The 10,776-nt window shown below is 38.3% G+C and carries 12 protein-coding genes; 2 read left to right on the top strand and 10 right to left on the bottom strand.

Annotation, left to right across the window (positions count from 1 at the left end):
• Positions 1-374: 374 nt before the first annotated feature.
• Positions 375-1,361: a GTP 3',8-cyclase MoaA gene (gene moaA, locus H6F47_RS25085; protein WP_137668777.1), complete on the top strand. Its 987-nt coding sequence runs from the start codon at positions 375-377 to the stop codon at positions 1,359-1,361.
• A gap of 90 nt (positions 1,362-1,451) precedes the next feature.
• Here moaA and rpsD read toward each other — a convergent pair whose 3' ends face one another.
• The gene (gene rpsD / locus H6F47_RS25090) at positions 1,452-2,060 is read right to left on the bottom strand and encodes a 30S ribosomal protein S4 (RefSeq protein ID WP_096567275.1); all 609 of its coding nucleotides are present in this window, start codon (positions 2,058-2,060) and stop codon (positions 1,452-1,454) included.
• 293 nt (positions 2,061-2,353) lie between these two features.
• Here rpsD and H6F47_RS25095 point away from each other — a divergent pair, with 293 nt between their 5' ends.
• Positions 2,354-2,965 (top strand): hypothetical protein, encoded by a 612-nt coding sequence (locus H6F47_RS25095; protein ID WP_190651509.1) that lies wholly within the window; start codon positions 2,354-2,356, stop codon positions 2,963-2,965.
• Between the two features lie 143 nt (positions 2,966-3,108).
• On the opposite strand, the gene hetR is transcribed toward H6F47_RS25095, so the two are convergent.
• From hetR to H6F47_RS27420, 9 genes are all read right to left on the bottom strand, one after another.
• Entirely contained in the window at positions 3,109-4,008 is a 900-nt protein-coding gene (gene hetR, locus H6F47_RS25100) for a heterocyst differentiation master regulator HetR (protein ID WP_096567272.1), read from the bottom strand.
• 567 nt (positions 4,009-4,575) lie between these two features.
• Positions 4,576-6,819 (bottom strand): EamA family transporter, encoded by a 2,244-nt coding sequence (locus H6F47_RS25105; RefSeq protein WP_190651511.1) that lies wholly within the window; start codon positions 6,817-6,819, stop codon positions 4,576-4,578.
• 487 nt (positions 6,820-7,306) lie between these two features.
• A complete protein-coding gene (locus H6F47_RS25110) occupies positions 7,307-8,551 on the bottom strand; it encodes an inorganic phosphate transporter (RefSeq protein ID WP_190651513.1) in 1,245 nt (414 codons plus the stop codon).
• Positions 8,552-8,766: 215 nt separating this feature from the next.
• Positions 8,767-9,033, bottom strand: a complete 267-nt coding sequence (locus H6F47_RS28230; RefSeq protein ID WP_347239109.1) for a PIN domain-containing protein — start codon at positions 9,031-9,033, stop codon at positions 8,767-8,769.
• An 18-nt stretch (positions 9,034-9,051) separates the two neighbouring features.
• On the bottom strand, positions 9,052-9,174 hold the full coding sequence (locus tag H6F47_RS28720) for a hypothetical protein (RefSeq protein WP_265586224.1): 123 nt from the start codon (positions 9,172-9,174) through the stop codon (positions 9,052-9,054).
• Positions 9,175-9,187: 13 nt separating this feature from the next.
• On the bottom strand, positions 9,188-9,403 hold the full coding sequence (locus H6F47_RS25120) for a hypothetical protein (protein ID WP_137668778.1): 216 nt from the start codon (positions 9,401-9,403) through the stop codon (positions 9,188-9,190).
• Positions 9,404-9,777: 374 nt separating this feature from the next.
• Positions 9,778-9,948 carry a type II toxin-antitoxin system HicB family antitoxin gene (locus H6F47_RS25125; protein WP_137669543.1) on the bottom strand — a complete coding sequence of 57 codons (171 nt, stop codon included), beginning with the start codon at positions 9,946-9,948 and terminating at the stop codon, positions 9,778-9,780.
• Positions 9,949-10,035: 87 nt separating this feature from the next.
• Positions 10,036-10,245 carry a hypothetical protein gene (locus H6F47_RS25130; RefSeq protein ID WP_016953185.1) on the bottom strand — a complete coding sequence of 70 codons (210 nt, stop codon included), beginning with the start codon at positions 10,243-10,245 and terminating at the stop codon, positions 10,036-10,038.
• Between the two features lie 86 nt (positions 10,246-10,331).
• A complete protein-coding gene (locus tag H6F47_RS27420) occupies positions 10,332-10,616 on the bottom strand; it encodes a hypothetical protein (RefSeq protein WP_199291294.1) in 285 nt (94 codons plus the stop codon).
• Between the last annotated feature and the right edge of the window lie 160 nt (positions 10,617-10,776).

Consider the following 10,776-nt stretch of genomic DNA (forward strand, 5'->3'; position numbering starts at 1 on the left):
AGGAGTCAGGAGTCAGGAGTCAGGAGTCAGGAGGAGATTTGAAAATTTCTTTGCCATCTCTTGAAATCCCCAAAAATGCACACTTTTTCCGGTATACCCTTCAAAACCCTTGCACTAATTTCTGTGTTTATCAGCCTCTAACCTTTGATATATCAAGGTTTTAGGTTTATTCAGCAAACCCTACTTAGGAGAGGTTTTCAACAACTCTCCTTATTTAATATCGAAAAACAGTATTTTGGAAATGACTAATCAACTAGATTTTTACCTATACAGCGATCGCATCACTGCTGTTTTGAAACATCTCAGCGCATAAAAAATATATTCTCTATTCCTTTGGGTTTCTACACTAGAAATTAGACTTCAACTCAACAAACATGAACCCAGTAGACTATCTTCGCATTAGTTTAATTGATCGCTGTAATTTCCGTTGTCTGTATTGTATGCCGGAAGGTGCAGAATTAGACTATATCCTGAAACAACAATTATTAACTGATGAGGAACTACTCACTCTTATTCAAGAAGTATTTATCCCTGTTGGTTTTACTCGCTTTCGCTTGACTGGTGGTGAACCTCTACTCCGTCCTGGTGTGGTGGAGTTGGTAAAAAAAATTGCCCATCTTCCCCAAACTCAAGATTTGGCAATGACTACTAATGGGTTTTTATTAGCTCCTATAGCTAAAAGTCTTTATGATGCAGGTCTAAGAAGAATTAATATTAGTTTAGATTCTCTTGATGCAGCTACTTTTGAGCAAATTATCGGTAATCATGGCCGTGGACGTTGGCAGCAAGTCTGGGATGGGATTCAAGCTGCTTATCATGTGGGTTTTGATCCGTTAAAGTTAAATGTGGTGATAATACCTGGCGTTAATGACCATGAAGTTTTGGATTTAGCTGCTTTAACGATTGATAAAAATTGGCACGTCCGATTTATTGAATTTATGCCTATTGGTAATGGTGACTTGTTTGGCGATCGCGGTTGGGTATCTTCTGCTGAGTTACGTGATCGCATTCGTCAACGTTGGGGCTTGACAGAATCTCAAGTTCGTGGTAATGGTCCAGCCGATGTATTTCAAATTCCCGGAGCAAAGGGAACACTGGGTTTTATTAGTCAAATGTCAGAGTGTTTTTGCGATCGCTGTAACCGAGTGCGTCTTTCTGCTGATGGTTGGTTACGTCCCTGCTTACTCAATGAAACTGGGCAAATTGATTTAAAATCTTCTTTACGTGCTGGTTGTAGCACTACTCAATTACAATCACAAGTCAGAGAACTATTAGCAATCAAATCAGAAATTAACTTTAAACAACGCGACTCAGGTACTGTCGGCACTTACACCCGTACCATGTCGCAAATAGGAGGTTAACCTAATTTTAGATTTTAGATTTTGGATTGTGGATTCAAAGAACAACAACTATTCCAATCCAAAATCGTCAATCCAAAATCCAAAATTGAATTATGCTTGACGTGAGTAATATTCCACAACCAGCAGTTCATTAACTTGGAGTGCTACCCATTCTCTTTCAATCACACTATTGACTTTACCAGTCAATTTGTTTTTATCAAATTCCAGGTGATTGGGAAGGTTAGCTAAACCGGGATACTGTAAGTTAGCTTCTACCAATTTTTTGGATGCTTCTTTATCTCTCACACCAATTGCTTCACCGGGACGGCACTGATAGCTGGCGATATTCACTACACGACCATTAACGGTAACGTGACCGTGATTCACCAGTTGACGTGCTGCGGGAATAGTGGGAGCCATACCCATGCGAAAAACTGTATTATCTAAACGCATTTCCAGCAATTGCAGCAATACTTGTCCGGTAGAACCAGTTACTCTTCTGGCTTTACGAACATAGCGGAGCATTTGCTTTTCTGTTAAACCGTAGTTTAAGCGAAGTTTTTGCTTTTCTTCTAGACGGATAGCATACTCAGACCGTTTTTTGCGGTTTTGACCATGTTGACCTGGTGCATAGGCACGTCTAGCACTTTTGCGAGTTAATCCTGGTAATTCGCCCAAGCGGCGGACAATTCTGAGGCGCGGACCTCTATATCGGGACATGAGTTTCCTTATTTAATCCTGTTTAAACTTTACCCAAATATTCTATTATCACATAACTCTTAGCAATTAGCTAGAGTATTTTTGGTTAAATAATAAATACAGCAGATGGCAGATCAATGAGGTACAGAATCAAAATTGCAACCTAGACACCACTAGAGTTTTACTCCTGACTCCTGACTCCTGCTGTATCAGACTTTTGGAAGTATTTGGGTACTGACAATGAAATTCCTTGATAATAGAGGAGTTTCAGCAAATTCTAAGTTAGCATAACTTTGGGTGTTTGGAGAATAGCAATGTTAAAACGCAAAAAAGAAATTAGCAGTTTTTATAACTACAAAAGTAGTCATTTCTGGAAAATGTTCACAATTCCAGTGATGGCGATCGCCGGACTATGGACAAATATCTTGCCAAGTCAAGCTGTGATAAGTTCTTATAGAAATGATTACCGTGCTTGTGCGGCTCAATTATTAAGTGCAGGAGTGACAGCACAAGCAGCATCTCAAGGTTGTGCTACAACTATGCGACCAAGAGAGTTATCTACTTGTGTAGCTAAAATTACCAAACAAACAGAAATTACCCCAACTGATGCCCTTTATTCCTGTAGTCTATCCCGTCGTAGTGAAGATTTTGCTACCTGTGTAGTTGGCATTAGCAAGAGTACCCAACAAGCAATTAACCAAGCTGTTTTAAGCTACTGTGGACGCAGTTTATTACCTGTTACCTTTGCTGAGTGTGTGGTTGGTTTACGCAAAGAAATTAATTTAACCCCGATTGAGTCTTTAGACCGGTGTATTGATGCCAGTTACCGTTCTATTAATATTGGGGCTGGATCTACAACACGGCCGGGATTAATACCACCTTTTCAGACACTGCCTATCCCATCAACTCCTGAAGGTAGCATTTAAGTAGGGTTTGCTGAAAAAGTCCTTTCGTTGAGGCAGGGAACATTTGACTTTTGACTTTTGACTTTTGACTTCCGCGAAGCGGTAATAGTTGGCTCAAGGTAATATCAGCAAAAATTAGAAGATAACTTCTAACTTTTGTTGATTTAGTCATCTTGATTACCAAAAGCCATTTGTAAAATCATGGGTGTACCGCCATCGCAGTGATATTTATCAGCCCAAGCGCGGATAATTTCATCCAATTCTTCCATCGCTTCCTGCATTTTTTCCAGAGGAATATCCAGTTCTTCTACAGCACGCATAGAATTGGCTTTTCTTTCTGCCCAGTTTTTCATCATCCGAAAATAACGAGCAGTATCTTCGACCATTGTGTAAGTACGTTCTTGGTCGTCTGCTGGGGCATAAAAGGGACGAGTTAGGGCATAAAAGGGCATTCCCCAAGGTGAATCAATGCGTGTCACAGTGCCTGAGTAGAGTAGACGACGTTTGATATGCTCTGCCAAGGCTTCACTCAGAGGCATTTGATGATGCTGGGGTAACTCTTCTTGCGATCGCTTGTGTAGAAATTCAATTAGCTCTAAAAATTCAAAGGAAGTAACTAACTGAGCGTCAGGCAGATTTTTAGGCAGCTTGCGCTCGATTTGTTTTTTCTCCTCACTGGTGAGACTTGTACCAGGAACACGAGACCTTCCTGGTTGCCAAGGATATTTTTCCATCCACACATAAGGCAATTGAATCAAATAGCGAGGTTCTTGGGAACCCAGCATTTTTAGCAATTTACCCTCAGTCAGAGCTTGTCTTACTTCCTCAACAATAATTTTGACTCGCTTCGGCTCCAGGTGGTGCAAATGCCCCGTCATTCGCAGGTTTTGTCCCTGTTCTAGATAGGTCATATAAATTGCACACTTAGCTGCTGTTGCGGCTGCATCTAAAAATGCTCCATGCCTATGGCCACTTGTACGCATGGCACTAAAAGCTAGATAAAGCATGATCTGATCCATCGCACTTGGACCAAGACGTTTGATCAGATCTATGTCGTTAGTCATATTCACAGACAGATGAATGGCACGTTTACGAAAAAATAGTAGTCAAATTTAAACTACCTATTATACACCAAATTGTAATTTTTGTCTTCACTCTCAATGGAGATTTGTTATGGTTTCACCATAAAATAACTATGGTGCTAAATTACCTTGGGTGTAATCATTAATTTTGAACAGTAAAAGAAAGGCTCACCAATAATAACATCAGGTTAACAAAATTGATGGCGTAGCGTGCTGGAGGCATAGCTTTCGGACATAACATAATGTTTAGGGTTTCAGCGATAGGTTATCACCCAAATGCTTCGCCCCTACAAGGTAAAAACAGATTACCTAGCATTACTGAATCTACGCTCTAGGCCGTTGACTTAATCAAACCAACCCTTAGTCTAGCATCAACTTGATCTAAATTGAAGAATATGCACATTACTGGAGGTTTAACTCATACCAATTCTTAATTTTACATTAAGACATTCAGACTTAATTGGGTATTTCCCGGTTAAATCTGTGGAAATATAAAATTATGGTATAAATTTTCAAGTATTTGTACATAGTTTAATTGTTTTTAATCATTTAATTTTTGGCACTGGAAGATTTAACCTTTTGCATTTTTTCCCAGCTGATAGCAACTGCGCCACCAGTTACCAATAAAACTCCCAGAATTTGCAGAATATCCAATTTTTCTTGAATCATTAATCCAGCGAAAATTACTGTGAAAACTGGGACAACAGCACCAATGATAGCGGAGCGTTGTCCTCCTAATTTGCGAATGCCAAAATTGTTGAATAAATAGCCGCAAAGAGTGAGGACACCTAACATAAAAGCACTTAAAATCACTTCCAATAAATTGGATGATCTAATGGCTAAACTCCAATCACTTGGTAAAGGTACTAATAAGCAAACAAAGCTGAATAACAACATGGTTGCGAAATTAATTAAAGCAAAAGAAACTGGATGCAGTTTCGGAGCGGATAACCTAGTAAGAATTACGTATACAGAAAAAGCTATTCCGGACATAATTCCAGAAATAATTCCTAAAGAGGTATTATTAATACCAGTTGAATAACTACCCAAGATTAATAATTGACCACAAAAAATGCTAGAAATCGCACTAAAACTTAATAAGCCAGGACGCTCACGAAAGAGAAACCAAGCCAAGAGTACAGTGATCATGGGATAGATAAAAAACAGAGCGATCGCTACTCCAGTTGTTACTTGACCAATAGCAATGTAAATTAAAACTTGGGACAAAAATAAAAAGCCACCACTCACAACCGACAACAGTAATACCTGTTTTGTGTTTGTTTTCTTAGCAGCAGCATTTCTGCTAACTGAATCAAATAGACTTTGTAAGTCTTGCCAAACTGGAGGGTGCAAAATAGGAGCTAAAAGTAACATTAAAGGTACAACCACCAATAATCTCAGCATCAAGATTAAGAAAATATTTCCCAATGTTGGTGACATTAACTGTTGTGTCTGGAAGTTTCCTAACAGATCAGAACCTTGATAGAACAGCGCCTTGACAACAACGTTGTAAAGGGATGACATCACCGTTGACAACACAACCAACAGGAAACCTATCTGAACTGAAGATGAGTTTGGGGAACTTGGAGGTTTTTGTTGTCGGGGTGTTACTTCCTGCTGTATTTGTTGGGGAGAATATGGGTTTAATTTTGCTGGGGAAGACTCAGGAACAAGCACAGAAATTGGTTCTGGTGGATTTTCTGGAGTTGGATTTTCTGATGTTTCTGAGGTTAAAGACTCAGGAACAAGCACAGAAATTGGTTCTGGTGGATGTTCTGAAGTTGGGGTTTCTGGTGTTTCTGAGGTTAAAGACTCAGGAACAAACACAGAAATTGGTTCTGGTGGATGTTCTGAAGTTGGGGTTTCTGGTGTTTCTGAGGTTAAAGACTCAGGAACAAGCACAGAAACTGGTTCTGGTGGATGTTCTGAAGTTGGGGTTTCTGGTGTTTCTGAGGTTAAAGACTCAGGAACAAGCACAGAAACTGGTTCTGGTGGATGTTCTGGAGGTGGTGGTAATGCAACCACAGCATCTGAGGATGAATTTTCGCTTTTTGGTAGCTCTTGAGTTAATAAAGAAACTCGTTCAGCAACTATTCTCTCTGAAGAATTTTCCGAGAAACCATTTTTGTAGGTTTCGCCCAGTTGCAATACTGTTGGCGCTCCTCCTGTCAAAATTTTCAGAGAATTTGCATCTTTGATGTTCTCTAGTTCCTCTCGTAAACGCTTGACAAATTCTGCTAAGATTTCTTCCCCTTGCTGCTGTTGATCGTACATTCGTAACAACTGCTGGGAAAGATGACTTTGATAATTTGTTAATTCTTTTTGGATGGAGCTAAAAGCAATTGTGACGGTATCATCCAGATTGTTCAACATCTGACTGACATTTTCACTTATCTGACTAGCTACTGTAGAATTGACTTCAGCCGATCTGAAGGTGGACTGATGGGAAGATTCTCCGGTTATTGATTGATCAGCTAAACTTTTGAGTGAAGATTGCAGTTGGGAAGATATATGTTTTGCCAAAACTTCCGCCAACTGACGAATCAAAACTTGCTGTTCAGTAATTTGTCGAGCTTGCTGTAATTTTTCTTTTTCTTCTATTAATCGTTGAATGTCATTGGCTAAACGGTTTTTTTCAGTTTCGAGCCGCTTTACATCGTCTTGTAAAGTTCTAATAACATTCTGTTGGAGTTGTTCTAAGTCTTCAACTACATCCCAAAGGGCATTTTCTGCAGCTCTGGATAAGTCGCTTCTGTTTCGTGAGTTTTCTGGTCGCTTTTCAAATCGCCCCATTAGTTTCTAACCTCTAACACCTTGACGATAAATCAGTTATCAGTTATCAGTTATCAGTTGTCAGTCTGTTCACGGTTCACGGTTTACTGTTCACTGATAAATGTTTCACAGCCTTGCAGATTGGTAGGTTGTTAAAAACCAAAATTTGTGCGAAGTGTAAATTGCGTGACAGTTTCCGTTGCTTTGAGAAATTAAAATATTGTTCTGGATTGTTCTGGGAATTGTTCTGAGAAAAGTAGAAGATTTTTTTATCTCCTATTCAATATTTTAATAAATTGCCCACAATTATGCAAAAATATACTATTTATAGATAATTGCATAAGATGGCAGTTTTCAATTGTCCATGATTTGCATTTGCTGTGGCAGTACATCACCGAAAGTTTTTTGCAAAAAAAACAGTAATCTTACTTAATTTTTGCAGTCGAGAATGTATTGCATTCAAATAATAAGCATTAAGCAAGAATCTTCACAAATTTCAGTTGCATTTTCAGATAATCCGGATAATACTGAAGATTATGGCGCTGATTACAGCACTGATGGGGACTGTAATTACCCAGGCTGCGGCGATCCCCTGGAGGGTTTGAAATTTAATTGATTTGAGGTTTTGTACAAGTCCAATACCCACTACACCACCAACAAGCGCATGAGAAGTGGATACAGGTAAACCTAACCGAGAAGCTAGTAAGATGGTGGTGGCGGTGGCGATTTCGGCACAAAATCCGCTACTGGGTTGTAGAGAGATGATATTTTCGCCGATGGTAGCGATGACTTTTTTACCCCAGATGGCTAATCCTGCAACAATTCCCGCACCTCCAAAGATCATAATCCAGATAGGGATAATTATCCCATTGTTGGGGACGGTATTTGTCTGATTGATGTAGAAAATTACTGCTAAAGGTGCGATCGCATTTCCGACATCGTTTGCACCATGTGCGAAAGCGACGAAGCAAGCACTTAATAGCTGGAAGCGTGCAAATAGTTGTTCGATGGGGTTGGTGATTGGTGATTGGTGATTGGTGATTGGGGAGTTAAGTTTTTTCCAACTATATAATGTAAGTCCTATTACGCCTATTGCACCAGTAAATATGGGGATGTCGTGGGAGGGGATGTTTAAACCGATTTTCTCACTTAAAAAGTTTGTCAGTGGTTGGGTTAAGGTAGGGAGAACTATTACACCAAATATACTTAGTAAAATTGCACTTAACCAGGGAATCCATTCTTGTAGTTGTAAGCGGGGATGAGGTTGAGATAAGATCCATTTTTGAATAAGACTGTAAAAAAAAGCTGCGATTGTGGCGCTGATGACTGGTGTTAATATCCAACCAATGGTAATTAAACCAATAGATGACCAATCTATGGCGTTTTTTCCTAATGCTACCCAGGTAAAACCAGCGATCGCACCGACGACTGCATGAGATGAGGAAATGGGTAAACCGAGTGAGGTGGCTATTTGTAGCCATACCCCTGCTGATATGAGGACTGTTATCATCCCTAATACTAGGGTTTGGGGTGTGGTGATGAATAAGTCGGGGTTAGCTATTTTTGTTCCTAGTGTTTCTGTTACACCATGTCCGAATAATACTGCACCTGTAAATTCTAAGATGCCGGCGATGATGATGGCTTGTGTCAGGGTGACAGCTTTTGATCCTACGGATGTTCCCATTGCGTTTGCTACGTCGTTTGCACCCAGGTTAAAGGCGACGTATAAGGCTAAAAAAGCGATTATAATCATTAAACTCTTGATTATGGTACTTTATGTATTTTATGCTCATTATTCTCATGTACCATAAAATCTATAATGTTGGTAATATACTGAGATTATTCAATAAGGCGATCGCTCTTTTTTGTTATTTCGATAAATCAATATTTTTACTATCTTCATTCAACCCTAAATGTAGGGGTTTAGCATTGCTAACCTCCTACATTTTAATTAGATTTTAGATACTTTTATTGACAAACCCGCCAATTCTCTATTTGTAAATTAGGTACTCTTTGAAATTCTCTAACATTGGAAGTGACAACAATATGATGATGACTTAATGCGGTTGCTGCAATGAGTACATCATCAGCACCAATAGGAGAACCTGCTATTTTAAGAATACTTCTAATGTCAGCCGCTTTCTCTGCTTTTTGGGCAGTGAAAGGTAACACTGTAATTGAAGTAAAAAATGTTTCAATTAAAGGCTGAATTTTAATGGCTTTCTGAGGATTAATTGCTAATCCATATTTTACTTACATCACGGTTAAAGATGAGATGAAAATATCACTAGGATAAATTAATTTTATTTGTTTTAATGTATTTTGTTCTCCTTTAACAAAATCACTCACTACACAAGTATCTAGGAGATAACCCATAATTAATCTGTAATTAAAGTTCTATTTCTGGAGGTGGTAATAATTCATCTCGATAGGATTCAAAGATGATATTATCTGCTATACCTTGATGGTTAATAATTATTTCTGGCCAAGTGGTGGGTTTGGTTGGTAAGAATGTCACAAAAACACTGCTTTCTGTAATTCCCTGGGGTGTTTGTGAAAGTTCTATTTTGCCGTTTTTATAAATTCCTGGAATGGTTTGTAACATAGATTTTTCTGAGGTAGTAGTAAAACGATTAGGACTAGCTTTAGTATAATCAAAATTATACTCTGATAATAAATCATTGTTCATAAATCTTTTCTCTGTTTAAATATTCTTGTTTGATATCCAGTTTAAAGGTAGGAAAATGATACTTACGTTTTTTGATGGGAATAAAAGTAAATTCTTCTAAATAGGGTTTGCTGAATAAACCTAAAACCTTGATATATCAAAGGTTAGAGGCTGATAAACACAGAAATTAGTGCAAGGGTTTTGAAGGGTATACCGGAAAAAGTGTGCATTTTTTGGGATTTCAAGAGATGGCAAAGAAATTTTCCAATCTCCTCCTGACTCCTGACTCCTGACTCCTGACTCCTATGCCCTCACGGAAAGACTTTCTCAGCAACCCCTAAATAAAGTCGTGTTGCTTCTTTTAAACCTGTTATTGCTTGTTCTATTGTTTCTCCTTGATCTACTGTACCCACTTCTGGACATTCAGCGATATACATATCATCTTCTTTGTAAATTATGACTGTGAAACTGCGAATTTTCATAGTTTTTATTATGGTTACATTTAGGTTTATTTTAACATTAAATGTAGGGGTTTAGCAATGCTAAACCCCTACAAACTATTGATATAATTAATCTTGCCAATTTTGTTTTGCTCTAGCGAAAATTTCCTCAATACTTTGATCTTGATATATCGTTTTTGAGATTTCTACATAATCAGTAGGGGTTTTATGTAGCAATGTTAAGAAACGCATAGCTGCCGCTGAACCAAGAGATTCATATAGTGCTTTGATGCCTTTGATTTTTATTTCTGTATCATCCATAATATTATTGATTTCCATAGTTTTCGTTATTCCTAATATAATCAATTGGGTTCATGATGGCTATTGCTAACTCTAATTTCTGAGCTTGTTTCTTGAGACTATCATCACAAGTTAAGAAAAAAATCGGCTTGAATAGAAACCGCACAAGCTAAGTGTAGAGCATCTTTACTCGATAGATTAACTAACTGCTGGAACAAAAGAGCTTGTTCTGCTATTTCAGTTTTTGGAGGTACTTTTATTTTACACAAACTCACCATACCCAAAACTGAATATTTACGATCCAGAAAAGGGCATAAATTTGTTTCGTCTTCGTGTATAAAAGACCACGCAAGAGTTATTTTTTCTGTTTGAGCTTGAATGAATATTTCTTGACAAGCTGCACTCTCCATTTGGATTCTAATTTGTCTTGGATCATCAAAACCACGTTGAAAGCAGTTATAGTCTAGGTAGGGTTTGCTGAATAAACCTAAAACCTTGATATATCAAAGGTTAGAGGCTGATAAACACAGAAATTAGTGCAAGGGTTTTGAAGGGTATACCGGAAAAAGT

This window comes from Sphaerospermopsis sp. FACHB-1094 (genome assembly GCF_014696195.1).
In the GTDB taxonomy this organism is placed as follows: domain Bacteria; phylum Cyanobacteriota; class Cyanobacteriia; order Cyanobacteriales; family Nostocaceae; genus Sphaerospermopsis; species Sphaerospermopsis kisseleviana.